Genomic DNA, 24,174 nt, shown 5'->3' with positions numbered 1-24,174 from the left:
GCTAATCCTTGCTCGTAAAGATGGCGGCTGGATACTCACGGAAGATCCACTCGCCGCCGCCTCCTTCCTCGCTCAGGAACCGGACCGTGTTCTCGACCATGTCCGGATTTCCATGGCCGGTCGGCATAGGGAACTGGCGCACGAGGAAGGTGGCGGGAATGCGAATGGCACCGTCATGTTCCCATTGATGGATGCGCTCCATATATGCATGGGTGCGATTGTCGGCGACATCGGAGCGCGCGCCCTCCGGATAGGCGACATAGACCAGTCCGAACTCCCCACGCGGCACCTGCGTTACCGCCTTCGCGAACAGCCCCAATGGTGCCCGGCTCCGCTTGGTAATCGCTGCCTCAGCGTCGACCCGCCAGGCGAGTCCCACCGGCGAACGCACCCGGTCTACGGCTACAGCGGGTGGCCCATCGATCTGACAGATGAAGCCATCCCAGCTCGGCATTTCCAGTTTCCAACCGAACACCTCATCCAACATGATCGGGCTGTACGCCTTCGTTACGTCGTCGAGGTCGACGCGACGTGGCATCGGCCGAAACGCAACGCTGCCCCAGGGATAGGAGAGCGGCCGCTCGGGATGCGCGGCGAGCCGCTGCCGGAGGCACGTCGCGGCGACATCCGCGATATCGACTGCGCTCGCCTCGACCGAGAACGCAACCTCGTACCTGCCGAACTGACCGCGCGCCATTGCACCCGCCCTGAGCAAGTGAAACAAGCTACGCATCCGCGCTTCCTCATCGACCTCATAGACCGTGAGCGCTGCGCTGCGCTTGCATTCTACGACCATCTTGAATGCATCGGTGCAACGCAGATCAGGCGATTTGACGCTTGTTGGCTCTACGAAGACCATGGCTCTCCCCTTCGCCGAGCAAGCAGCAGCGACGAGAAGCTCGAACATGATTGAATCGGTATCGGCGCCGGAATAGAGAGCGTCGATCCTCTCCTGGGAGCCCCCGACCGCCCGCAGCGCCTCGATCCGCCGCCCGAGTTGCGCGAGTTGGGTTACGGCCAGCGCTCCGCCGAAATGATCGTAGCGCGGATCGTTGGCGAGGTAGTCCTTCGCTAATATCATGGCCTGGCGAAGTCGGTGTCCCTTCGGCCGTTCGCTTTCCAGTCGCACACCCTTCACAATCGAGACGGGCTGTTCATCGGGCACCGATGAAAAGCGAAAAAGGTCTGCAGGTTCCCGCTCGAACCAGCCGTTGGGCGCATGACGTTCGATGAGCTCGATTGCCTTGGGCAGATGGTCCTCGACATAAGCAGTCGCAGCCGGTGCCTCGTCCACGATCGATGCCCGACTGAGCCTCGGAAAAGGGTCGCCGACCGGCTCTCTCTCCTCGGCAAGATCGTCTGGATCGATCCCGGCGGCCTCGAACGTGGCCGCTACTGCGGCATCGAGATCGACACGAGCCCGTTGCGCGCGCTCGATCGCCGCTTCCATTTCCAATTTGGCAGCTTCGGTCCGCTCGACGAAATATCGGCGACGCAATTCCATGACCTTCGGCCATTCCGCATCGAAGGCCCGCTGGCGGCGATCCAAATCTTCCACGAGCACTCTGAGATGCTCGGGCATATCATCGGGGAGTGGGGGAAAAGCCGACATCAGATTATGCGCTAGCCCTCGGTCGATGAAAGGGCCTTTTTCAGCGCCGGATTCACCAATGTGTCGAGCCGGACTTTCGCCCATTCTGCCCGCGATGCCTTTGGGTTCAGCACTGTCAGCATGAACAGGGCCTGCGAAATGCGGTTCAGCAAGGGAGCCGATCCGTCGTCACAAGCCTCCTCGAGCCACTCGTCGGCATTGTCCTGCTCGCGCTCGAGAAAGCGCAGGAGCGAGAAGGTGACCGGCTCGATGATCCCGTCTTCGCGGCAGGCGAGCTGGGCACCGTCAGGGCCGTCATGGGTGTGGTGGCCGGAGCGTTCGGGATCTTCAGGCACGCGACGCAGAAGGATCGGACTGGTGCCGACCAGCGCCAAGATCGCCGGGTCCATGAGGCCGACAATCCGGTCCTCGTCGGTCGCCAGCGCGCCGATCCGAACGCTCGCGAGATGCGAGAGGATCAGCCAGGCGTCGAGATCGGCATAGGTTACCGCGGCTTCGCCGGCGGGCAATTCGATACCTTCCCTCCAGCCAGGCTTCTTGATCACGGTCACGCCGTCGGCGCGCGTCGTCATGTTGAGCTGGCCAACGCTCGGCATCCAGACGACGGCGCGCGTGCCGGGCTTGATCGGGCGGACATTCGGCGCCCGCTGGAGCAACCTGTTCAGAAACGCGACCGAGATGCCGTTGCGCCATGAGATGAGATCGACCAGCGCCTGCGCACCGATCACATCGCCAAAGGGCAGGCGCGCGGTCGTCGCGACCAGCCAGTCAGCGGCGTCCGCGTCGGCCTCCGCCTCCGCCTCCTCGTCGCCCATGCGCTCAGCCAATTGCTCGGCGATCTGCCGGGCGAGTTCGGACGCGATCAGTTCGGGAATGCGTCCGGTGACGAGAGGCCGATTGCCGATGTCGAGCGCAGTTCCAGTGAGGCCGGACCGCACCATCGTCGCCAGTTCGTCGTTATCGGCATGGTCGCGCATTGTCGCCCTGCGAACCATGAAGCTGTGCATCGATCGCAGGATGACGTCGTGGGGCCGATCGGCCCGGCCATAATCATCGAGCACCGCGCGTGCGAAGGTCGCCGCTTGTTCGTCGAGGTCGTCCTGAATGAAGTGAGCGCGAGTATAGCGGAAGAGGTCGAGGCTGAGCAGCGGCGGCAGGACCGCCGTCATGCCCTTGGTCCGTTCCGGCGCTTCGACGACGCCGGCCGCCATCGATCGCAGCAGCCAGGGTTGGCGATATTCGTCGGCCCTGTCGGCGCCGTGCATGAAGGTGACGTCGTGCCGCTGAAGCACATTCAGCGCTTGGCCAAATTCGTCGTCGTCAAGCCGTTCGACCAGAATGCGCTCGCCACGGCGGGCGAAGACGGTGTCCTTGCGCCGGGTCTCGCCCTTCCAGAGGCGGTCGATGACCGACGTGTCGGCCTCGATGACGAATTTCACCTTCGGCCCCATCGATTGAGCCGACAGCGCTTCGAGTTCACGGCGGATGCCGTCATGCTCGAGGCCCAAGCCATCGATGGCGATCACGAGCTGCGGACCGTCGGATGTCGCGAGACGCTCTAGCCAGCGCCGCGCCTCCTCCGCCGAAATTCGCCAGCCGACCGCGCCGGACAGGAGCCTGGCGACCTCGTCCGCGATCCCGATCGCGGCGGTGCCCGACGCCTCGACGAGGAGTACCGCGATCTCGTCCGACGCGGTCGTGCCGATCGCAAGCTCGCGCAGGACATGGCTCTTGCCGATCAGGGGCGCGCCCTCAATCGCGATGACGCGGCGTGTGCCGCGCAGAACCGTCATCGCCTCAGCCGATGCCTTGCGGGAGATGTGGAAGTCGGGAGTGAACGGCGTGCGGACATCACTCCAGCCGCCGGTCAGCTCGTCGAGCGTCTGCTCGGTTGCGGCCCGGATAGCGGCCATCCAGACGGCCGAGCCCGGCCCCATGAGCGTTGCGATGGCATCTTGCAGACCGGCGTGAGCATTCGCCATCGCGGCATCCATCAATGCGGCGAAGGCCTGCTCATTCGGCAGCCCATCCTTCAGAAGATCGCCCGTCTCGGTCGCATAGGTGCGGGTCTCGGTCCCATTCGAGACGATCACGATCGGGGGGCTGGGATGCAGCACGCGGGCGTAGGATAGACCCTGGTCAACATCGTCCGCGTCGAGCGGCTGCCCCGGCTTCTTCAGTTCGAGTATCGCCAGTCGTTTGCCGGCGCTTTCAATCAGCATATCGAGCCGGCCGCGCCGGCTGGAGGCTTTGGCGCCGTTGATCTCTACCGTCTTGTGACCAAGTTTAAAGGAGAAGGTCAGCTGATGTTGTACTCCAGCGACGTCGAGCCAGGGCAAAGCAATCCGTAGGGCCGAGTTCGCGTGGACTTCAAGGTCGGTTTCGGTCTTGCCGACCGTGGATTGGGTAACAGTCATTTCTGCATTTTACACCGACCAGTCTCCAAACTGCACTATTTTAGTGTTCTACCGACGAGATATTCGATCGTTACCTGAATTGCATTTCGATCCTTATGGCAAGAGGTTGACGATGCCTCTACGGTGGAATGCAATCGCTGGCCTGTCGGAGACCGATCTCATGCTGACGCCTGATACGGCTCCAGGAGCCATCCGATCGATAGCGGGGGGATGAAATGGAGATCGCCAGCCTTAAGATCGAGAACTTTCGGGGCGTGCAAGATGGCATAGTCCGTTTCTCGCCGCACACGGTGCTTGTTGGTGCGAATAACTGCGGTAAGACCACGGTGATCGAGGCACTGGCGCTCTTGTTCGGCCGCGACCGGATGATCCGCTCTTTGACCGAGCATGACTTCCATGGCAGCAATCCCAAGCCAGCAGATCGTATTCGGCTGACCGCAACGGTGATTGGTTTCCACGACGACGATCCGGCCCAGCATCCGGATTGGTTCCGGGACGACAGGGGAATCGTCAAATGGTGGAACGCGGCGACCGGCGCCGTCCATCCCGCACGTACGGATCCGGCATGGAAGCTCGCCTGCCAGATTGCCTTCTCGGCGCGGTTCCATCGGCCCTCGCTCGAGGTAGAGACGCTGCGCTATTTCCACGACGACGACAGTGTCGGCGATGTGTTTGACGACGAGATGGCGACTCCGCTTTCAGCCCGTCTGATCCGCGAACTCGGCTTCTTCTTCGTGCCTGCAACGCGGACGTGGGACCGGACCGTGTCGTTCGGTTCTGAGCTGTTCCGCCGCGTAGTCGCGGCTGGCGACGGACAGCCTTCGGAATCTGTCCTTGCCGAGCGCGACCGTTTGCGCGCGCCGCAAGCGAGGCTCGAACAGGACGAACGACTCGCGCCAATCGTCGATCAACTCAATCAGGAACTGCGCGGCTTTTTTCGGACGAAACCAACATTGCATCTGCGCGTGACGGCCACCGATTCCGACGGACTGCTCGAATCCGTCGTTTCGCACTACGCCCAAAATGGGGCGGACCTACCGCTCCCGGCGAAGCGGCACGGCAGCGGACTGTTGTCTCTGCAGCATTTGTTGCTGCTGCTGCAGTTTGGGCGACTGCGGGTCGGGGCCGACGAGAATTTCTGGATGGCACTGGAGGAGCCCGAACTGCACGTTCCACCGGCGTTGCAGCGGCGATTGGTGCATCGCATACAGTCACTGTCATCCCAGACCCTTGTCTCGACCCACTCGCCGATGGTCGCTGCGCTGGCTGACCCAAGTGGCGTCGCGGTTCTGCGCAACGAAAGCGGCGTCCTGACTTCGGTGCCTCTGCTACAATCGACCTTGCCGGCGGATACGCCCAACAGCATCCGAAAGCTGTTCCAGGTCAACCGCGTCGAGACGATTGCGGCGGTCATGCACGACTTCGTACTGATTCCTGAGGGCCGCACGGACTATGAATGGCTGGGTCTGCTCGTCCGGGCCGTCGATCTCCATCAGAGCTGGGCGGCAGCCGATGAATGCCGCTTCGACGCCTTCGTCGGCGTCATCCCGACCCATGACGGGGCCGTGTTGCGAACAGTGGCAACGATGTCCCCGCTTCACCCACGCGTGGTCGCGTTGGTCGATGGAGATCCGGAAGGCGTGGGCTATGCCAATGCGCTTGCCGACGCCAGCGCGCCTAACTCGGGGATCATCCTGCGTTGGGCCGATGGCCAGATGCTTGAGGATGTGATCGGCTGGATTATTGATGCCGACGCAGCCGCCTGCCTGCCGACCATCTCCATCGACAACCCTCCAGCGAATGTCGCCGATCTTGTCGCGCGCCTCAAGGACGAGGTGCGGGCAACAGGCGGGCTCAAGAAGGATAGTTCCAGCTACGAGGCGATTGCCGGGGCGATCGGCGCAAATGAAGCATGCTGCGCGCGAGCGCGATCGCTCCTCAACGCGATCACCGAAGTGGCCGAGGGCACCGATAATCCGCTGTTCGTGGCGGACCTGGACCATCCGGCGATCAAGGTCTTCACACCGTGACTATCCAGGCAGTCGAGGGCGGTGCGGGGTACGGGAAGACTTACCGGCTGATGGAGATGCTGGCGGAACGGCTCGAAACCCATCCGCTCAACGACGGGCAGCGCGTTCTCGCGCTCACTTTTATGCACGGGTCGAGGCGGCGCCTGTCCGAGCGGCTGCGCTCGGTCGCCAATCTGCGCGGGCGCGTGGAATGCTGCACAATCGACGCCTTTGCATGGCGCATTTATCGCCGGTGGAGAGGATTGGCAGGTGCGCTCGCCCTCGCGCCTGCGACCGAGGGCGAGTTCGATCGCGTCTGCGACGCAGCCGGATTGCTGCTGGAGCAGCCACAGGTTTACGCTTGGGTCGCGGCGAGCTTTCCGATCGTGCTCGTCGATGAAGGTCAGGACTTGAAGCCAGAGCGCCTGCGCATGCTCAAGGCTCTCGCGGGCGCCGTCCATGCGCTGATCGCCGCTGACGAGTTCCAGTGCCTCGATCAGGCGCTTCGCCCTAACCCGCTGGTCGCCTGGCTGCAAGAGGACGCTGAGCCGGAGACGTTGATGCAGGTGCGCCGCACGAACGCGCCGGGCTTGCTGGCGGCAGCGACCGCGATCCGCGCGGGCAATGCGCCGGTCAACGGCGCGGGATTTAAGCTGCTGCCGCCAGGAGCCAGCGTGCCGCTTGCTACGACGCTGCTTGCCAATGCCATCGCCTGGCGGCAGGGCGGCGATGTCGCGGTGATCACACCGGCTCTGCAAGGCGGGTTTGCCAAGTCGGTTGTCGCCCGCCTCGCCGAGGGGCCTTGCGGCAAACAACAGAACGGACCCTATACCGTTCATTGGGAGGGCAATGACCGCGACGAGGCACAGGCGATCATCGCCGGTCTCGATCTTGCTGCTGATGCGTCGGCTGCTGCGGCCTGCACAGCGCTACGAGCGATGCCGCGGACCGGCCCAGTGCGGGCAACCCTATCATGGGTCGAGAACCAGCTTCACGCCTGTGGAAGGGCAAATTTCACCCGCACAGAAATCGAGGCAGTGATTGCACGGCAGGTTTCGCTGCGACGGCAGCATGGCGGCGGCGCGTCGCATCAGCTAGCGGCGATGACGGTGCAGCAGGCCAAGAACAGGGAGTTCGAGGGCGTCGTGGTCCTCTGGCCCTACCAGGTGGGCGGCGATGCCGAACATAAGCGGCGCCTACTCTACAACGCAATCACCCGGGCGAAACGGTGGTGCAATGTCATCGTCCAGGGCCAGAATATTCTCGGTGCCGCGCCGTTCGCCTGAATGCTCGACGTCGTGTGACAGCCTTGGGACCGGCAGTAAAATCCAACTACCGTCAGTATGAACGAGATGAACGGACGGCCGCTTTAGGGAGGCCAGCTGTGGCGCACAGCGATCTATCGTCCCGATTTCTCGTCATGCGCCACGCGTTATCATGTGTATCTTTTTCCGCATGCGGATTGTCAAAGAGTCGTGATGTGCGATAGACGGGGGCTCGGATGGGAAAAAGAAATCTCGCAATCGTCGGCACCCACAAAGATTACTTCGCGGATATGCACGACGAGAAAATGGGCGAGGACCCATCGACCGTGTTCGGCTGCGCAACTCCGGAAGATGCCGCCACGAGCTATTTCAAAGATGTTTTTGAAAACTCGAACGCTCGCATTCGCGAGGCAGTCATTGGCGTCTGGCTAACATCGGAGGGCCCGGACAAGGCGCGAATTTTCCAGGCTTGCGCGACGATGACTCCTTGCACAGCCTCCGACGCGGAGCCCGATGAATTCGATATCGTGCTGGATGTGCGCCAGCGATCATGAGGCGGGACGCGCAAAAGCGCCGGTAGCCGCAGCCGTGATCGGGCAAAACGCAGAGCAACGGTTGACAGTCGCATGATACGCGACCAGCTTTGTTGCTGGCCTTACCTCCATGCCTGTCGCCAAGCTAAATAGGTTTCGATTAAATCTTTAGTCTGCCCGCGAAACCAGTGGTCAGATCGATTAAATGGCGACCGACACGACCCGTTGGAATTCGTATGGCTATCCTGCTGCCAACATCTGCGAATATTCGTTTGCTCAAAACCACCCTGATGGGTGATTTTGAAATGCGCTCCGCGCACGCCACGGAGGCGATTGCCGCCCTAATAGGATTTCGATCCAATTCGGCTTACTTGGCGACTTCCAATCATCTGCCCGACGTGACGGTTTACGAGGCGGATTTCGATGCCTTCGAGGATCGCGCAGCGCACCTAGGTTACGACAGAACCTCGTCGGAATTCCTGCGATTCATTTTCAAAGGGATCAAATGGCCCGACCCAGCTTGGAGACTTTTCAATAAGCGACACTCCGCCGCCCGGGACGCCTGGTTTTATGAATGCCAACGGCGCCAGATTCCATTTCTGCACATATCAAAGGCAACGAAGTATTATTCGGTTCACTGGGATCATATCAGCCTGAATTCGGAATATGATCAAATGGTTAGACAATCTCCCGAGGGCGATATAGGGAAAGTTTTATTTCGAACTTATCAGCTGATTGCTGCCGGCGTTGAGCCCAAGAGCTTTTTTGACGGCAGCGCCTTGGTCGGGGACGTGACCGGTCTGTCTGAATCATGTGCTCGACAGATTGCCAACTCGTTTGCGTTGCGGCTCTTTCCGGGCAACGTGCAATCCGCCTTGGCGGCATGACAAAATACGCAAAGCACCCTATCGTCGGCTGTCCATAAAAGAGCTGATCGGTCAGTTGATTGACGCGCAATCATCTACGCTGCTCCCTGTATTACTTCGCTACACTACTACGCCCGCATTTACTTGTTGAACCGCAGCCCTTTCTGTCTCTCTTGATGTGCCCCTGACGCCGGGCGGCGGTTCGCCCGGCCCAATCCAGGGGCCTTTTCTTGACCATCCACCCGATCCGTTCCGAGGCCAGCTCACGCGGTGCGCGGATGCTGCGCACGGCGCTCGGGGCATCGATCGCTGCGTGGCTGGAAGACTCCGCCGTCATCGAAGTGATGCTCAATCCTGATGGCCGGCTCTGGGTCGACCGGCTCGGCGACGGCATTTCCGACACCGGCATCACGCTGACCGCCGCGGACGGCGAACGCATCGTGCGCCTGGTCGCGCATCATGTCGGTGTCGAAGTTCACGCGCGCTGCCCGCGTGTCTCGGCCGAGCTGCCGGAAGGCGGCGAGCGATTCGAGGGTCTGCTGCCGCCCGTGGTGGCGAACCCGGCTTTCGCGATCCGCAAGCCCGCCGTCGCGGTCTTTACGCTCGACGACTATGTGCGCGCCGGTATCATGTCGGCGGCCGAGGCCGCAGTCCTGCGGGCAAGCGTCGCCGCTCGCGCCAACATCCTGGTCGCCGGCGGCACCGGCAGCGGCAAGACCACCCTGGTCAACGCGCTCTTGGCCGAAGTCGCCAAGACCGACGACCGCATCGTCTTGATCGAAGACACGCGTGAGCTGCAATGCGCCGCGCCGAACCTGGTGGCGATGCGGACCAAGGATGGCGTCGTCTCGCTTTCCGATCTCGTCCGCTCGTCGCTGCGCCTGCGCCCTGACCGCATCCCGATCGGCGAGGTACGCGGCGCCGAGGCGTTGGACCTTCTGAAAGCCTGGGGCACCGGCCATCCCGGTGGCGTCGGCACGATCCATGCCGGTTCCGCGCTCGGCGCGTTGCGCCGCATGGAGCAGCTCATCCAGGAGGCCGTCGTCACGGTGCCCCGCGCGCTGCTGGCCGAGACCATCAACCTCATTGCTGTGCTGGTCCGCGACGGGACCGGCCGCCGGCTCTCAGAGCTGGCCCGCGTCGAAGGGCTCGACGCCGCAACTGGCGACTACCGCCTCGCGTCGCTCTCCACCCTCCAACCGGGAGTCCTCCCATGATCCATGCCGTTCGGCATGGCGCACGCCGCGCCATGCTCGCCGCCTCCGCCGGCCTCGTCGCCCTGACCATTTCCGCGCCCGCCTACGCCTCGGGCTCGTCCATGCCGTGGGAAGCGCCGCTCCAGTCGATCCTCGAAAGCATCGAAGGGCCCGTCGCCAAGATCATCGCAGTGATGATCATCATCATTACCGGCCTGACGCTGGCGTTCGGCGATACGTCGGGCGGCGCGCGCAGGCTGATCCAGATCGTGTTCGGCCTGTCGATCGCGTTCGCCGCGTCGAGCTTCTTCCTGTCCTTCTTCTCGTTCGGCGGCGGGGCGCTGGTCGCATGAGCGACGCGGCCGATCCTGGCGAGCTGATTGCAGGCTTCCATGCGCCGGTCCATCGGGCGCTGACCGAGCCGATATTGCTCGGCGGCGCCCCCCGCGCGCTCGCCATCGTCAATGGCACGCTGGCGGGCGCCATCGGCCTGGGCCTGCGGCTCTGGATCGCCGGCTTGGTTATCTGGGCATTCGGCCATGCGCTGTCGGTCTGGGCCGCGCGGCGCGATCCGCAATTCGTGGACGTGGCCCGCCGCCATCTCCGTTACCCGGCGTGGATGCGGCCATGATGAGCTTACGCGAATACCGCAATAAGGCGGCTCACCTCGCCGACTTCCTGCCCTGGGCCGCCCTGGTCGGCGAAGGCGTCGTGCTCAACAAGGATGGCTCGTTCCAGCGCACCGCGCGCTTCCGCGGCCCCGATCTCGACAGCGCCACGTCCGCCGAGCTGGTCGCCACCACGGCGCGGCTGAACAATGCGCTGCGCCGCCTGGGCTCGGGCTGGGCGATCTTCGTCGAGGCGCAGCGCACGCCCGCGCTCGACTACCCGGACTCCATCTTCCCCGATCCGGTGTCGGCGCTCGTGGACATGGAACGGCGCGAACAGTTCCGCGAGGAAGGGGCGCATTTCGAGAGCCGCTATTTCCTCACCCTGCTGTGGATGCCTCCCGCCGGGGACGCGGCCCGCGCCGAAGGATGGCTCTACGAGGGGAAGTCCAGCACCGGCGTCGATCCGTGGGAACGGCTGGCGAGCTTCACCGACCGCAGCGACAGGGTGCTGAGCCTGGTCGACGGTTTCGTGCCCGAGGTCCGCTGGCTCGACGATAGCGAGACCGTGACTTATCTCCATTCAACGATCTCGACCCGCCGGCAGCGCGTGCGCGTGCCCGAGACGCCGATGTATCTCGATGCGCTCCTGGCCGACGAGCCGCTGACGGGTGGACTCGAACCGCGCTTGGGCGAGCATCATCTGCGCACCCTCACCATCGTCGGCTTTCCGAGTGCGACCTTTCCCGGATTGCTCGACGAGCTGAACCGGCTCGCCTTCGAGTATCGCTGGTCGACGCGGGCGATCATGCTCGACAAGAACGACGCGACCAGGCTCCTGACCAAGATCAGGCGCCAGTGGTTCGCCAAGCGGAAGTCGGTCGCCGCCATCCTCAAGGAAGTCATGACCAACGAGGCGTCGGTCCTGATGGACTCGGACGCCTCGAACAAGGCCGCCGACGCCGACACCGCCTTGCAGGAGCTGGGCGCCGACTATGCCGGCATGGCCTATGTCACAGCGACGGTGACGGTGTGGGACCGCGATCCGGCGGTCGCGGCCGAGAAGCTGCGGCTGGCCGAGAAGGTCATCCAAGGCCGCGATTTCACCGTCATCCCCGAAGGGATGAACGCGATCGAGGCATGGCTGGGAAGCCTGCCGGGTCATGTTTACGCCAATGTCCGTCAGCCACCGATCTCCACCCTCAATCTCGCCCACCTGATCCCCCTGTCAGCGGTGTGGGCGGGGCCGGAACGGGACGAGCATCTGCAAGCGCCCCCCTTGCTATTCGGCAAGACCGAAGGCTCCACCCCGTTCCGGTTTTCCATCCATGTCGGCGACGTCGGCCATGCGCTGATCGTCGGCCCGACCGGCGCCGGCAAATCGGTGCTGCTCGCGCTGATGGCGATGCAGTTTCGCCGCTACGAAAATGCTCAGGTTTTCGCCTTCGATTTCGGCGGCAGCATCCGTGCCGCCGCGATTGGCATGGGCGGCGACTGGCAGGATCTGGGCGGGATGCTCGCCGACGACGGCGGCGAAGGGGTGCAGCTCCAGCCGCTCGCGCATATTGACGATCCCGCCGAGCGCGCCTGGGCGGCCGAATGGCTGGCGGCGATCTTCGCGTCCGAAGGCGTCGCGGTCGATCCGCAAGCCAAGGAGCATATCTGGTCGGCACTCGGCTCGCTTGCCAGCGCGCCGGCGTCCGAACGCACCCTGACCGGCCTCGCTGTGCTATTGCAGAGCCAGCCGCTCAAGCAGGCGCTTGGCGCCTATTGCGTCGGCGGTCCCTGGGGCCGACTGCTCGATGCCGAGGCGGAGCGGATCGGCGAGGCGCGGTGCCAGGCGTTCGAGACCGAGGGCCTGGTCGGCGCCGGCGCGGCGGCGGCCGTGCTCTCCTATCTGTTCCACCGCATTGGCGATCGGCTCGATGGCTCGCCCACGCTCATCATCATCGACGAGGGCTGGCTGGTCTTGGACAGCCCTGCGTTCGCGGCCCAGCTCCGCGAGTGGCTGAAGACGCTGCGCAAGAAGAACGCCAGCGTCGTCTTCGCCACGCAGAGCCTCGCCGACATCGAAACGTCGAGCATCGCGCCGGCCATCATCGAAAGCTGCCCGACGCGCATCTTCCTGCCCAACGAGCGGGCGGCAGAACCGCAGATCGCGGCGATCTACGAACGCTTCGGCCTCAACGCGCGCCAAATCGAGATCCTCAGCCGGGCGACGCCGAAGTGCGACTATTACTGCCAGTCGCGGCGCGGCAACCGCCTGTTCGAGCTGGGCCTGGGCGAAGTGGCGCTGGCTTTCGCCGCCGCCTCGTCGAAGTCCGATCAGCTCGCCATCGCCGAGATCATAGAAACCCACGGGGCCGCCGCCTTCGCCGCCGAATGGCTGCGCCATCGCGGCTGCGCCTGGGCCGCCGAGCTGCTGCCCGACCCCGGCTCCGGCCTCCAGCCCGAACTTCCCCTCACGCCAGAAATGGAGATCATCCCGTGAAAGCGCTTCCGCTCCGCCGCGCCCTGATGGCCGGCGCCCTTGCCGTCTCGACCGTCACGCCGATGTTAATCGCTGCGCCGGCCCACGCGCAATTCGGCGGGATCGTCTATGATCCCAGCAACTACGCCCAGAACGTGCTGACGGCCGCCAGGTCGCTCCAGCAGATCAACAACCAGATCCAGCAAATCCAGAACCAGGCGACCTCGCTCCTCAACGAGGCGCGCAATCTGGCCTCGCTGCCGTTCAGCTCGCTTGCAACATTGCAGCAACAGGTGCAGCGCACCCAGCGGCTCTTGGGCCAGGCGCAGCGCATCGCCTATGATGTCCAGAACATCCAGCAGGCGTTCAACAACCGCTACACCGGCACGGCGCTGACCGGCGACCACGCCCAGATGGTCGCCAACGCCAACGCCCGCTGGGAGGATAGCGTCGGCGCCTTCGAGGACGCGCTGAAGGTGCAGGCCGGCGCCGTCGGTAATATCGAGGGCGCCCGCACTTCGATGGACAGCCTGGTCTCTGCCAGCCAGTCGGCGACTGGCGCCTTGCAAGCGGCGCAGACCGGAAACCAGCTTCTCGCGCTGCAATCGCAGCAGCTCGCGGACCTGACCGCCACGGTCGCCGCGCAGGGTCGGGCGCAGGCGCTCGAATCCGCGCGCCAGGCCGCGGAAGAGGCCGAAGGTCGCGAACGCTTCCGCCGCTTCATGGGCAACTGAGGCGCGCGCCATGCCGCATGGAACCTCGCGCACGGCAAAAATCGCAGGCGTGGCAGCGCTGGCCGGTCTGATGATGGCGGTGGCGATCCTCGCCGCCACCAGGGATCGCGCGCCCGCGCTGCCGCCGATGCCCGCGATCGTGCGCGACACCGAAGGGCGCAGCCGGCTCAACCGCGAGCTGGAACGCTGCGCCACGCTCACCATGCCGGACAGCGGGTGCGAGGCTGCCTGGGCGGAGAACCGCCGCCGCTTCTTCCACCACGACGATCACGAGGGCGCCGGGCGATGAACGACACCGGCGTCATCGACACCTTCCTGGGCGTCTTCGGAAGCTACATCGACAGCGGATTCGGCCTACTGGGCGGCGAAGTGGGCTTCCTGTCCTCAACGCTGATCGCGATCGACGTGACCATCGCCGGGCTGTTCTGGGCCTGGGGCGCCGACGAGGACGTGCTCCAGCGGCTCATCAAGAAAACGCTCTATATCGGCTTCTTCGCCTTCATCATCGGCAACTTCCACACCCTCGCGACGATCGTCTTCGAGAGCTTTGCCGGCCTCGGTCTCAAGGCGAGCGGCGACAGCCTGAGCCTGGCCGAGTTCATGAAGCCGGGCAGCATCGCGGCGACCGGGCTTGAGGCCGCCAAGCCGCTGCTCGACGCAGCGGGCCAGTTCTCCAGCCTGTGGGCCGTCTTCGCCAACCTCGCGCTGATTCTCGTGCTGCTTATCGCTTGGCTGATCGTGGTGCTGGCCTTTTTCATTATCGCAGTTCAGGTCTTCATCACGCTGATCGAGTTCAAGCTGGTGACGCTGGCCGGCTTCGTGCTGTTGCCCTTCGCCTTCTTCAACCGCACAGCGTTCATGGCCGAGCGCGTGCTGGGCCATATCGTGTCGACCGGCATCAAGGTGCTGGTCCTGGCCGTCATCACCGGCATCGGCACCACATTGTTCAGCCAGTTCACCGCGGCAGGCCTTGGCGTCGAACCCGACATCAACCAGGTCATGGCCATCGCCCTTGCGGCTCTATCGCTGCTCGGCCTGGCGATCTTCGGCCCCGGTATCGCCAATGGCATCGTCTCCGGCGGTCCGCAGCTTGGTGCGGGCGCGGCTGCCGGCACGGCGCTCGCTGCGGGTGGCGCCCTGGTTGGCGGCGCGGCCGCCGCACGCCTGGGCGTCGGTGCCGCCGGCTCCGCTATCGGCGCGGCGGGTCGGATGACCGGCGCGGCCGCGCGTGGCGGGGCGCAAATGGCCGGAGGCGCCGCCAGCGCCTACAGCCTCGGCTCGCTCGGCAAGAGCGGCGCCGGCGCTGTCGCAGGTGGCATGGGCGCGGTCGGCCAGGCGGCCGCTAACACCGCCATGTCACCGTTGCGCAAGGCGGCCGCCAGAGGCGGCGAAGCGATCAAGGCCAGCTTCCGCTCCGGCGCGCGTGCGGGCTTCACCGCATCTGGCGGCACGATCGCCGGCGGATCAGCACCCGCCACTGCGGCCGCTGACGCCTCCGCATCCGGCCCTGCCGCGCTGCCCGCCTGGGCGGCCGCGATGAAGCGCCGCCAATCCATGACCCACAACGCGACCCTTGCCGCACACACGCTCAAAGCTGGCGACAGCCACGGCGGCGCCGGCGGTCCCGACATCCGGGAGAAAGACTAGATGTTCCGACGCCCTTCGATCCGCTTTGCGCAGACTCCCGAGCCCGTAACGCCCTATCAGGCCGCCCGGCAGGAATGGGATCGCCGCATTGGCGAGCCGGTCGTGCAGGGGAAGAACTGGCGGCTCGCCTTCTTCTGCGCGATGGCCTTGAACCTCGCCTTGACCGGTGGCCTGATCTGGCAGTCGGCGCGCGGCCATATCGTCCCCTGGGTGGTTCAGGTCGACCGGCTCGGCGAGGCGCAGGCGGTCGCGCCGGCCGAGGCCGGCTATCGGCCTACCGATCCGCAGATCGCGTTCCATCTCGCGCGCTTCATCGAGAATGTCCGCTCGATCCCGGCCGATCCCGTCATCGTCCGCCAGAACTGGCTCAGGGCCTACGACTTCACTACCGACAAGGGTGCGCTCGCGCTCAACGACTACGCCCGCGCCAATGACCCGTTCACGAAGGTCGGCAAGGTGCAGGTCGCCGTGGAGGTCTCCAGCGTCATCCGCGCTTCACCTGACAGCTTCCGGATCGCCTGGATCGAACGCCGCTATCAGGACGGCAGTCTCGCCGCCACCGAGCACTGGTCGGCCATTCTCACCATCGCTGTACAACCGCCGCGAACCCCCGAAGGCCTGCGCAAGAACCCGCTCGGCATTTTCGTCAACGCCTTCAACTGGTCAAAGGAGCTGTCGCAATGACGCGTTTTCGTCGTTCCGCCCCGGCGGTCCTGCTCGTATCCACCGCGGCCTTGGCCGGCTGCGCCACCTCATCGGTCAAGCCGCCGGCCATCGCCTATGACAACCCGCCGACCGAGATCGCGGCGACGCTCGCGCCCGAGGCGCCCAAGCCCGTCGAGGTCGTGACCATTCCCGAGCCCTTGCCGCTGCCCGGCCAGTTGAAGCCGGTGCCGGCCGAACATGCGTCGCCGCCCGAGCCCGCCGATCCGCGTCAGCGTGTCGGTGCGGCCAATGCCGCCGCCCGGATGCAGCCGGTGCGGGACGGCTTTCTCAACGCAATCCAGCAATATCCCTGGGCCGAAGGCGCGCTCTATCAGGTCTATGCCGCGCCAGGCCAGGTGACGGACATAGCCCTTCAGCCGGGCGAGCAACTCGTGGGTTCAGGGCCGGTTGCGGCCGGCGACACCGTGCGCTGGATCATCGGCGACACGACCAGCGGCGGCGGGCCATCGGCCCGCGTGCATATCCTCGTGAAACCCACCCGGCCGGACCTATCCACGAATCTCGTCATCAACACCGACCGGCGCACCTATCACATGGAGCTGCGCGCGACGGCGGCGACTTACATGGCGTCGGTCTCCTGGACCTATCCGCACGACGCGCTGATCGCGCTTCAGGCGCGCAACGCAGCGGCGGCCGCCGCTGCGCCGGTTGCGACCGGCGTGGACGTCGCCACTCTCAATTTCCGCTACCGCATCGACGGCGACAACGCCCCGTGGAAGCCGCTGCGCGCCTTCGACGATGGCCGTCAGGTCTATATCGAGTTTCCGGCCGGGATCTCGCAGGGCGAGATGCCGCCGCTATTCGTGATCGGCGCCGCCGGCGGCGCCGAACTCGTCAACTACCGCGTCCAGGGCCGCTACATGGTAGTGGACCGGCTGTTCGCCGCCGCCGAGCTGCGTCTGGGCGACAAGCACAGCGAACAGCATGTTCGCATCGAACGCGCTGACGGACGGAAAGGCCGGCGGTGACCGATCCCGTCGAACCGCCCGTCGCTGAGCCGGCGTCGCCGCGTCCCGATCCGGGGGCCTTCCAGCTCCGGGGCGATCCGCCCCGCGTCAAGCGCCTGTCGCGTAAGGCCCTGGCCGTCGTCGGCATCGCTGCCGGCCTCGGCATCGGCGGCTCGCTCATCTACGCGCTGCGTCCGCCAGCCGAAAAGCAGGCCAAGGAGCTTTACAGCACCGAAACCCGCAACACGGCGGAGACCATCACCTCCGGGCCAAGGGACTATACGCAGGCGCCGCGGCTCGGCCCGCCGCTTCCCGGCGATCTCGGCGGCCCGATCGTCTCGGCCCAGCAGCGCGGACAGGACGTGCCGGTGCCGGCGGTTGGAGCGAACGGACAGCGCAATCCGCAGGCGCAGGCCGCCGAGGCGGCGCGCCAGCGCGTCCGGCAGGAGCGCGAAGCCGCGCGCACCAGCTCGGTATTCCTCGGTCACGGCGCGGCAGGGGCTAGCGCGATCGCACCGCAGATCGCCGCCGCGCCGGGCCAGGCGGCGACACCGCCGCAGGCCAGCCCGGCCGCGCAAGACGACCAGGCCGCCAAGCGCGCCTTCATGGCGCAGGCGTCCAACCAGCGCACCCTCAGCGTCGAGCGGCTGACCGCGCCGGTCTCGCCCAACATTGTCCAGGCCGGCAGCATCATCCCTGCCGCGCTCATCACCGGCATCCGTTCGGACCTTCCCGGGCAGATCACCGCCCAGGTGACGCAGAACGTCTATGACAGCCCCACTGGCCGCATCCTGCTCATCCCGCAGGGCGCGCGGCTGATCGGCGAATACGATAGCCAGATAACCGCCGGCCAGACCCGCGTGCTGCTCGCCTGGGACCGGCTCATCATGCCGGACGGCCGCTCGATCACTCTCGAGCGCCAGCCAGGCGCCGACGCGGCCGGCTATGCCGGCTTGCAGGACAAAGTAAACCAGCATTGGGGCGGCGTGCTCAAGGCTGCGATGATTTCGACGCTGCTCGGTGTCGGGACCGAACTGGCCACCGACAATGACAGCGACCTCGTGCGCGCGCTTCGGCTCGGCACGCAGGACACCATCAATCAGACCGGCCAGCAGATCGTCCAGCGGCAGCTCAATATCCAACCAACTCTGACCATTCGGCCGGGCTATCCTCTGCACGTAATCGTCACCCGCGATCTCGTGCTCGAACCCTTTGGAGCGACACGATGACGAAATTGAAGCTGGGGCCGCTCGAAGATGATCGGCCAGTCAAACTGACGGTGGAACTGCCCGCAGCCGTGCACCGGGACCTTGTCGCCTATGCCGCAGCGCTCGCGGCCGAAACGGGAAGTTCACCGGCCAAGCCCGAAAGGCTGGTGGCGCCGATGCTCGCGCGCTTCATGGATACAGATCGCGGTTTTCGCCGACGCCGCGCGCAGGAAGGCTGACCGCGCCGTCAGTTGCCCATGAAACGCTTGAAGCGATCATGCCCATCAGCCTCGATCACCGCCCGTTCAGCATTCGCGCACTCATCGCCACCCACTGCGCCATCCTTGCAGGCAGCGAGAACCTGCCGCGCCTTGTCGAGATGCGCCGCGAAATATTGCTTGCTGCGCGGTGCCACTGGGTATTGCGCGGACGGAGCATCATCGGGCGCTGCCGCAACCGGATGCATCGGAACGATCATGGGGCGCAGCACGAAGCCAGCGCCGAACCCGGCGACCAGCGCAACGACCACGAGGATGAGTGCCTTGCCATGCGTCACGGCATCTCCTTTCCTGTTTGGTGAGAAGATTGCTGCTGGCCCGATAAGGGCGGCAGCGAATAACGGTCGGCTACGAACTCTAGGAAGCGGTGCAGCACCGCGTTATCGTTGTCCTCGCGCCAGTAGCCGGAAAAACCGATCCGTATGTGGCCGTTGCTTTCATGGACTTCGCGGAACACGACGCCTGGCACCTGAATGCCGAGTGCCGACTCGGCGACGATCGAGACGCGTCCACCGAGCGCAATGGCGCTCAGCACCGTGTCGCGGCCAATGTCGTCCATATCGATTTCCGGCGTATAACCCGGCATCCAGAGCTTGCTCAGGAGCATGTTGCGCGTTTCGGGGCCGGGATCGCGTTCGGTCAGAAGAAACCGCTCGCCAGTCAGATCCGTCCAATGAATGCGCTCGCGAGAAGCCAGCGGATGGCTTTCCGGCATGGCCACTAAAATGCGTTCACTCCAGAATGAGCGGCTTCTGAGATGATGATACCGCACCTCGCCGATCATGATCACGATATCGAGCAGGCCATTCTCGATACCCGCCAGTAGCATTTGGCGATCTCGTTCGAATCCACGCACCTGTATGTTAGGAAAACGGTCGCTGAATTCTGTCAGTGTCGCGCGCAGATTGCCCGCTGAGAAGGACGTGTAGAAGCCGATTGCCAATCTTCCGTTTTCGCCGTCGCGAGTTTCTCGAACCCAGGCGTTCAACTCTTCGAACTCTTTTACGATACGACGGGCAGTACGGAGATAGCGCTGACCGTTCGGTGTCAAAGTGGCGCCTCGGGTTTTGCGATCGAAGAGGGTAATTCCAAGACGCTGTTCCACCTCGAGGATGTGGCGGCTGAGGGTTGCCTGTTTGATGTTCAAGGTGCGTGCCGCCCTACTGAAGCTGCCGGAGTGTGCCGCCGCAATCAGGTAGCGGAGCTGACGCAGCTCGATCATTCCAATCGCGCAACCGATAGAAAACATTGAGGCTTACAGCGCCTGTCCAATGCCTTCTGTCGGCCCGAGCACCCAATGAGACAGCGTATGAACAACGGTTTTCTCGAAAATCCACCTCATGGAAGTGCAAAATTTAATGGTGGTGGGGAGCTTCGCTCTCTTCGTGAGCGTGATCATCATGCATCTCTTCGTCATGATGACTGCTGTAGCCCGCATATTGCTCTGCCGGCATTTCGGGCAAGGCTTTCACGAAGGCGACGATGTTCCAGATGGTCTTGTCATCATGCGTGGGACCGAAGGCGGGCATCCCGCTCATCTTCACGCCGTGCTTAACCAGCCAGAAAACTTCCTTGGGATCCCATTCCTTGGCGGCTTCGGCCAGCGGCGGCGGTTTTGGGAGCATGACTTCCGCCCATTCTGCGCGGCTTTGCCCGACGCCTCCATGGCAATGGGAACACATCGCTTTGTATTCGCCCGCCCCGGCCGCGATCATGGCCGGCGTGAACTCGGCCGGGGGCTTGATATCCGCCGCCTGCCGTCGGACGGAATTGCCCATCGTTGTGGTAAGCGCCCAACCGACGATCGGATTGTGCCGATCGGTCGCGGCCACATTATAGCCACCGGTCAAGATCACGATCAGAGCGACGACGATCATCAAGATCAGCAGCGCGGCTGCGCCCCATATGGCGCCTTTCCAGGTCGCATTCATGCTTGGCCTCCTTTGAAGCACTGGATGTAGCCCCGGTAGCCCATCTCCTCCCTGGATCCCGGAGGCACGATGATCATTTCGGCAGCCTTGAGCCCCGCATTTCCGACTTCGTCGACCGGGCGGAGGACGACGAGCAGATCATCGGCCTCGAAGCGACCGGAGCCGGTGTTCGGCAGAACGATCAGCTTGCCGTTCAGCTTGATCGCACCGGAACCGTTTGGCCGGTACAAAAACGAGGGGAAGCCGACTTCGGTAAGCTTGATGGCGCATCGGCCGACCTTGCCGCCCAGCGCCAAGATATCGGCATTGCTCATGGTCTCGGGTTTGATGGCGGCGGTTTCCACATTCTGCAGGGCAGCACCGGCCGCGACGATTGGCGCCGGACTGGCAGCAGGATCGACCCGTGCCTCCCGGTCATTGCCGATTGCGCTGTTACGATTACACCCGGCCAATGCCAGACCGAGGAGAGCGAGGGAGAGGATGGCTCTCATTTCTCGATCCCCTTCGGCAGCCGCTCGGTCGTGCGCACGCCGTTCTGTTCGATATCGGCGATGAGATACTTCATCTGGGCGATCTCGCGGCGCTGCGCGACGATAATGTCGTGAGCCAGCTTGCGCGCGCGAGGATCGCGGATATGGGCGCGCTCGCTGGTCATGATCGCGATCGAATGGTGCGGGATCATCGCCTTCATATATTCGGTGTCGGTCACGGTGACCTGGCTGCGCACCAGCCAGAGCGCGACCGCGAAGACGAGCGCCGCGATTCCTAGAATGATGAAGTTCTTTTTTCGGTCGCGATACATGCCCCACATGAAGAGGAGCATGACCACCATCATCATGGCGCCCATGACGAAGGCCATCCAGAAGCGGGTCTCGCTCCAGAAGATATGGTCCGCATCATAGGTGTTGGCGTACATGAGGAAGAACATGATGACGGTGGATGTCGCCACCATCGCCATGAAGCGCCAGTAATTGGCGCTCCCGCCTGCCTCCATTTTATGACCGTTTGGCATACAGCCTCTCCTCCTTGTTCATGGTCGCGTAGACGAACTGGGCCGTGCAGCTGATCAGCAGAAAGCCGGTCAGGGATTCGATGCCGGTGATCGCGCGCAGGTGACCGGTGGGATAGATGTCGCCCAGGCCTAGCGTGGTGATGTTAATGAGCGAGAAGTAGAAGAGGTCCATCCAGCTATCGAGAACTGGGCTTTCGAAGCCGCCGAGTCCCATTTGTGCGGCGAGAAAGAAACCTGCCGCGAAGAGACCCGCGATCAGCAGATGACTTGCCAGAATGATGAGGTATGACGCGCTCAGTCGAACCGCGCCGGGTCGGCCGGGGGGAAGGGCGATCTTGGCGAGGCCGATCAACCAAAGATGGATCCAGGCCGATATCAGGAACAGGGCGGAGCCAAGGAAAATTGCGACGGCGATAGCGCGTTATCCTCTCAGTTATGATTGTGTCGTTGTGAGGCATCGGCCTCGTTGCGGCGAAGAAACATGTGCTCGGCCGCAAACACCGCTGTGATGCCCGCAATCGCGTAGAGAACGATCGAGGGGTCGCTTTGCAGCTTCACCGCCGTGAACGCCGCAAGCACGACGGCGTCGGCAGCCAGAGCAACGAGAAGGATCAAGGCCTTGGCGCCGACTTCGTGTCTCAGATGACGAAACACGCCCCAATGCACGAGCATGTCCATCACCAGATAGAAAAAAGCCCCAAGCGAGGCGATGCGCGACAGGTCGAACAAGACAGCCAGCACGCCGGCAACCACCACCGTGTAGATCAGCATATGGCTGCGGATACTTCCGCTCATGCCGAAATGGCTGTGCGGGATCATCTTCATGTCGGTGAGCATCGTCAGCATGCGCGATACCGCGAAGACGCTTGCGATCACGCCCGAGGCCGTGGCGGCGAGCGCGATCACCACTGTGAAGTAAAATCCTGCGTCACCAAGCGCCGGACCGGCTGCTGCGGCGAGCGAATAGTCTCGAGCCTCCACGATCTCGTCAATCGTAAGGCTCGATCCCACTGCAACGGCGACCAATAGATAGGTTGCGACGCAGATGCCGATCGCGATCATGATCGTGCGACCGACATTGCGATGCGGATCGACGATTTCGCCGCCGCTGTTGGTGATCGTGGTGAATCCCTTGAAAGCGAGGATGGAGAATGCGACCGAAGCGACAAAGGCTTCGGCGCCCTGCATTCCCACCGGCTCGGCGAATGCGCCGCCGGAGAACCCGCTCGCCCAGATCGCGGCGATGGCGAAGAGCGCGATGCCGCCGATCTTTACCGCCGACATGATGAGCGAGAAGCCGCTTACCGACCGGTTTCCCGCGGCATTCACGAGATAGGCGAAAACGATGAGCGCGACCGCGCCGATCGAAAGCAGCAACGTGTTCTCTTCCAGGCCGAATGGCCGCAGCGCATAGGTCGCGAAGGTCCGGGCAACGAGGCTCTCGTTGATCACCATCGACAGCGCCATGAGAAGTGAGGCCGAAGCGGCGACGGTGCCCGGGCCATAGGCCTTTTGCAGGATCATCGCGATACCGCCCGACGAGGGCCAGGCATTCGACATCTTGATGTAGCTATAAGCGGCGAGCGCGGTCACGATCGCGCCTGCGACGAAAGATAACGGAAAGAGCGGCCCGGCCAGCTCGGCGATCTGGCCGGTGAGCGCGAATATCCCCGCACCGATCATCACGCCGGTACCCATGGCGACGGCGCCGGTAAGCGTTATCGAGTTCCGGCTGAGATCGTTGTCGCCACCGACGGCATCATTCTTTTCGTGGTCGTGCTCCAATCCCTATTTCCCCGCTTCCGAAAGAGAGGCGGGCTTCCATCTCGGAATGAAGGCAGGCACCTGCGCTTCGTACCGCGCGAAGCTCTCCGGGAAACGGGCGCGCGTTTCCGCTTCTTCTGCCCGCGCCAGCCTTACGTACATGAAGACCAGGATCGGGAACATCGCCAGGGTCAGCAGCGTCGGCCACTGAAACAGGAAGCCCAGCATGACGAGGATGAAGCCGAGATATTGCGGATGCCTGACCCGGGCATAGGGACCGGTCACCGCCATTTCACCGTCACGCTGCGCCTGCCAGAGCACATGCCAGGAGACAGAGATCAGCCAGAAGCCACCTCCGATCAGCAGGAAGCTCAGCATGTGGAACGGACCGAAATGCGGGTTGGTCTTCCACCCGAACATCATCTCGAGCAGGTGCCCCGCATCGTGGGAGAACCAGTCGACGCCGGGATAGGCCGACTGCAGCCATCCCGAGAGAAAATAAATGGTAAGCGGAAAACCGTACATTTCCGCGAACAGGGCGACGAGGAACGCGCTAAACGCCGAGAAGCTGCGCCAGTCACGCTTCGTCTGAGGTTTGAAGAAACTGAAGGCGAAGAAAATGAAGATCGCGGAATTCGCGATGGCCAGAAACCAAAGGCCATAGGAAGGGGCGTCATGATTCATTTATCATGCCCTCCATGTCCATGGTGCATGAACAGATGCATGGCCGGACAGAGAAGGACGATTAGGAGCAACAGGCCGGAGCCCGTGAAAATATGCGCCCGATGCTCATAAGCGAGCATGAAGGCGATGAGCACCAGGAAGGCGAGGAATACGGTGCCCGCCCGCGATTTCCAGAAACTCCGCCGATGCTTCTCCTGCGCGGTGTGAGCCTCGCCGTGCGAATCCTCCATGACCATCGTCACGTCCTTTCAATTGGGTTTGTTTCGC

26 protein-coding genes are annotated in these 24,174 nt (G+C 63.8%); 15 read left to right on the top strand and 11 right to left on the bottom strand.

Going from position 1 to position 24,174, the window contains the following annotated elements; translation table 11 throughout:
- Nucleotide 1: 1 nt before the first annotated feature.
- Nucleotides 2-1,504, bottom strand: coding sequence for a hypothetical protein (locus RLDS_RS49325; RefSeq protein ID WP_152528118.1), 1,503 nt, complete (start codon nt 1,502-1,504; stop codon nt 2-4).
- Nucleotides 1,505-1,623: 119 nt separating this feature from the next.
- A complete protein-coding gene (locus tag RLDS_RS54740; protein WP_021227824.1) occupies nt 1,624-4,029 on the bottom strand; it encodes a type I restriction enzyme HsdR N-terminal domain-containing protein in 2,406 nt (801 codons plus the stop codon).
- Between the two features lie 215 nt (nt 4,030-4,244).
- Between RLDS_RS54740 and RLDS_RS49310 the strand changes: the two genes are divergently transcribed.
- The 15 genes from RLDS_RS49310 to RLDS_RS49240 all read left to right on the top strand — a co-directional run bounded on the left by RLDS_RS49310 (nt 4,245) and on the right by RLDS_RS49240 (nt 18,477).
- The gene (locus tag RLDS_RS49310) at nt 4,245-6,059 is read left to right on the top strand and encodes an ATP-dependent nuclease (RefSeq protein WP_021227823.1); all 1,815 of its coding nucleotides are present in this window, start codon (nt 4,245-4,247) and stop codon (nt 6,057-6,059) included.
- Entirely contained in the window at nt 6,056-7,324 is a 1,269-nt protein-coding gene (locus RLDS_RS49305) for an ATP-binding domain-containing protein (protein WP_031298859.1), read from the top strand. Before RLDS_RS49310 ends, RLDS_RS49305 begins: the two co-directional genes overlap by 4 nt.
- A gap of 215 nt (nt 7,325-7,539) precedes the next feature.
- Nucleotides 7,540-7,857, top strand: coding sequence for a hypothetical protein (locus RLDS_RS49300; RefSeq protein WP_021227821.1), 318 nt, complete (start codon nt 7,540-7,542; stop codon nt 7,855-7,857).
- Between the two features lie 215 nt (nt 7,858-8,072).
- Nucleotides 8,073-8,723 (top strand): hypothetical protein, encoded by a 651-nt coding sequence (locus RLDS_RS49295; RefSeq protein WP_021227820.1) that lies wholly within the window; start codon nt 8,073-8,075, stop codon nt 8,721-8,723.
- Between the two features lie 209 nt (nt 8,724-8,932).
- On the top strand, nt 8,933-9,919 hold the full coding sequence (gene trbB / locus RLDS_RS49290) for a P-type conjugative transfer ATPase TrbB (protein ID WP_021227819.1): 987 nt from the start codon (nt 8,933-8,935) through the stop codon (nt 9,917-9,919).
- Entirely contained in the window at nt 9,916-10,251 is a 336-nt protein-coding gene (locus tag RLDS_RS49285; RefSeq protein ID WP_021227818.1) for a TrbC/VirB2 family protein, read from the top strand. The genes trbB and RLDS_RS49285 overlap by 4 nt, the downstream gene beginning before the upstream one ends.
- Nucleotides 10,248-10,529: a VirB3 family type IV secretion system protein gene (locus tag RLDS_RS49280; protein WP_021227817.1), complete on the top strand. Its 282-nt coding sequence runs from the start codon at nt 10,248-10,250 to the stop codon at nt 10,527-10,529. Before RLDS_RS49285 ends, RLDS_RS49280 begins: the two co-directional genes overlap by 4 nt.
- Nucleotides 10,526-12,997, top strand: coding sequence for a conjugal transfer protein TrbE (gene trbE / locus RLDS_RS49275; RefSeq protein ID WP_021227816.1), 2,472 nt, complete (start codon nt 10,526-10,528; stop codon nt 12,995-12,997). The genes RLDS_RS49280 and trbE overlap by 4 nt, the downstream gene beginning before the upstream one ends.
- The gene (trbJ, locus tag RLDS_RS49270) at nt 12,994-13,710 is read left to right on the top strand and encodes a P-type conjugative transfer protein TrbJ (protein ID WP_021227815.1); all 717 of its coding nucleotides are present in this window, start codon (nt 12,994-12,996) and stop codon (nt 13,708-13,710) included. The genes trbE and trbJ overlap by 4 nt, the downstream gene beginning before the upstream one ends.
- A 10-nt stretch (nt 13,711-13,720) precedes the next feature.
- Entirely contained in the window at nt 13,721-13,999 is a 279-nt protein-coding gene (trbK-alt, locus tag RLDS_RS49265) for a putative entry exclusion protein TrbK-alt (protein WP_021227814.1), read from the top strand.
- Nucleotides 13,996-15,357 (top strand): P-type conjugative transfer protein TrbL, encoded by a 1,362-nt coding sequence (trbL, locus tag RLDS_RS49260; protein ID WP_021227813.1) that lies wholly within the window; start codon nt 13,996-13,998, stop codon nt 15,355-15,357. Before trbK-alt ends, trbL begins: the two co-directional genes overlap by 4 nt.
- Entirely contained in the window at nt 15,358-16,041 is a 684-nt protein-coding gene (trbF, locus tag RLDS_RS49255; RefSeq protein WP_021227812.1) for a conjugal transfer protein TrbF, read from the top strand.
- The gene (gene trbG, locus RLDS_RS49250) at nt 16,038-17,051 is read left to right on the top strand and encodes a P-type conjugative transfer protein TrbG (RefSeq protein ID WP_021227811.1); all 1,014 of its coding nucleotides are present in this window, start codon (nt 16,038-16,040) and stop codon (nt 17,049-17,051) included. The genes trbF and trbG overlap by 4 nt, the downstream gene beginning before the upstream one ends.
- On the top strand, nt 17,048-18,259 hold the full coding sequence (locus tag RLDS_RS49245; RefSeq protein ID WP_021227810.1) for a TrbI/VirB10 family protein: 1,212 nt from the start codon (nt 17,048-17,050) through the stop codon (nt 18,257-18,259). The genes trbG and RLDS_RS49245 overlap by 4 nt, the downstream gene beginning before the upstream one ends.
- Nucleotides 18,256-18,477 carry a DUF2274 domain-containing protein gene (locus RLDS_RS49240; RefSeq protein ID WP_021227809.1) on the top strand — a complete coding sequence of 74 codons (222 nt, stop codon included), beginning with the start codon at nt 18,256-18,258 and terminating at the stop codon, nt 18,475-18,477. The genes RLDS_RS49245 and RLDS_RS49240 overlap by 4 nt, the downstream gene beginning before the upstream one ends.
- An 8-nt stretch (nt 18,478-18,485) precedes the next feature.
- Here RLDS_RS49240 and RLDS_RS49235 read toward each other — a convergent pair whose 3' ends face one another.
- The 9 genes from RLDS_RS49235 to RLDS_RS49195 form a co-directional block, all read right to left on the bottom strand.
- On the bottom strand, nt 18,486-18,794 hold the full coding sequence (locus tag RLDS_RS49235) for a hypothetical protein (protein ID WP_021227808.1): 309 nt from the start codon (nt 18,792-18,794) through the stop codon (nt 18,486-18,488).
- Nucleotides 18,791-19,738, bottom strand: coding sequence for a LysR family transcriptional regulator (locus RLDS_RS49230; RefSeq protein WP_031298857.1), 948 nt, complete (start codon nt 19,736-19,738; stop codon nt 18,791-18,793). The genes RLDS_RS49235 and RLDS_RS49230 overlap by 4 nt, the downstream gene beginning before the upstream one ends.
- Before the next feature lie 133 nt (nt 19,739-19,871).
- Nucleotides 19,872-20,447 carry a c-type cytochrome gene (locus RLDS_RS49225; protein WP_021227806.1) on the bottom strand — a complete coding sequence of 192 codons (576 nt, stop codon included), beginning with the start codon at nt 20,445-20,447 and terminating at the stop codon, nt 19,872-19,874.
- Entirely contained in the window at nt 20,444-20,938 is a 495-nt protein-coding gene (locus tag RLDS_RS49220; protein ID WP_031298855.1) for a DUF6692 family protein, read from the bottom strand. Before RLDS_RS49220 ends, RLDS_RS49225 begins: the two co-directional genes overlap by 4 nt.
- Entirely contained in the window at nt 20,935-21,459 is a 525-nt protein-coding gene (locus RLDS_RS49215) for a DUF305 domain-containing protein (RefSeq protein WP_120323835.1), read from the bottom strand. Before RLDS_RS49215 ends, RLDS_RS49220 begins: the two co-directional genes overlap by 4 nt.
- A complete protein-coding gene (locus RLDS_RS49210; RefSeq protein WP_021227803.1) occupies nt 21,443-21,811 on the bottom strand; it encodes an ion channel in 369 nt (122 codons plus the stop codon). Before RLDS_RS49210 ends, RLDS_RS49215 begins: the two co-directional genes overlap by 17 nt.
- A 77-nt stretch (nt 21,812-21,888) precedes the next feature.
- Complete coding sequence (locus RLDS_RS49205) at nt 21,889-23,181, bottom strand: APC family permease (protein ID WP_269078224.1); 1,293 nt, start codon at nt 23,179-23,181, stop codon at nt 21,889-21,891.
- 66 nt (nt 23,182-23,247) lie between these two features.
- On the bottom strand, nt 23,248-23,907 hold the full coding sequence (locus RLDS_RS49200; protein ID WP_021227801.1) for a methyltransferase family protein: 660 nt from the start codon (nt 23,905-23,907) through the stop codon (nt 23,248-23,250).
- The gene (locus RLDS_RS49195) at nt 23,904-24,143 is read right to left on the bottom strand and encodes a DUF2933 domain-containing protein (RefSeq protein WP_021227800.1); all 240 of its coding nucleotides are present in this window, start codon (nt 24,141-24,143) and stop codon (nt 23,904-23,906) included. The genes RLDS_RS49200 and RLDS_RS49195 overlap by 4 nt, the downstream gene beginning before the upstream one ends.
- Nucleotides 24,144-24,174 lie beyond the last annotated feature (31 nt).

It is taken from the genome of Sphingobium lactosutens DS20 (assembly GCF_000445105.1).
GTDB lineage: Bacteria > Pseudomonadota > Alphaproteobacteria > Sphingomonadales > Sphingomonadaceae > Sphingobium > Sphingobium lactosutens.
Note: the sequence above shows the minus strand (reverse complement) of the source record. Positions and strands in the feature narration are given on the sequence as shown.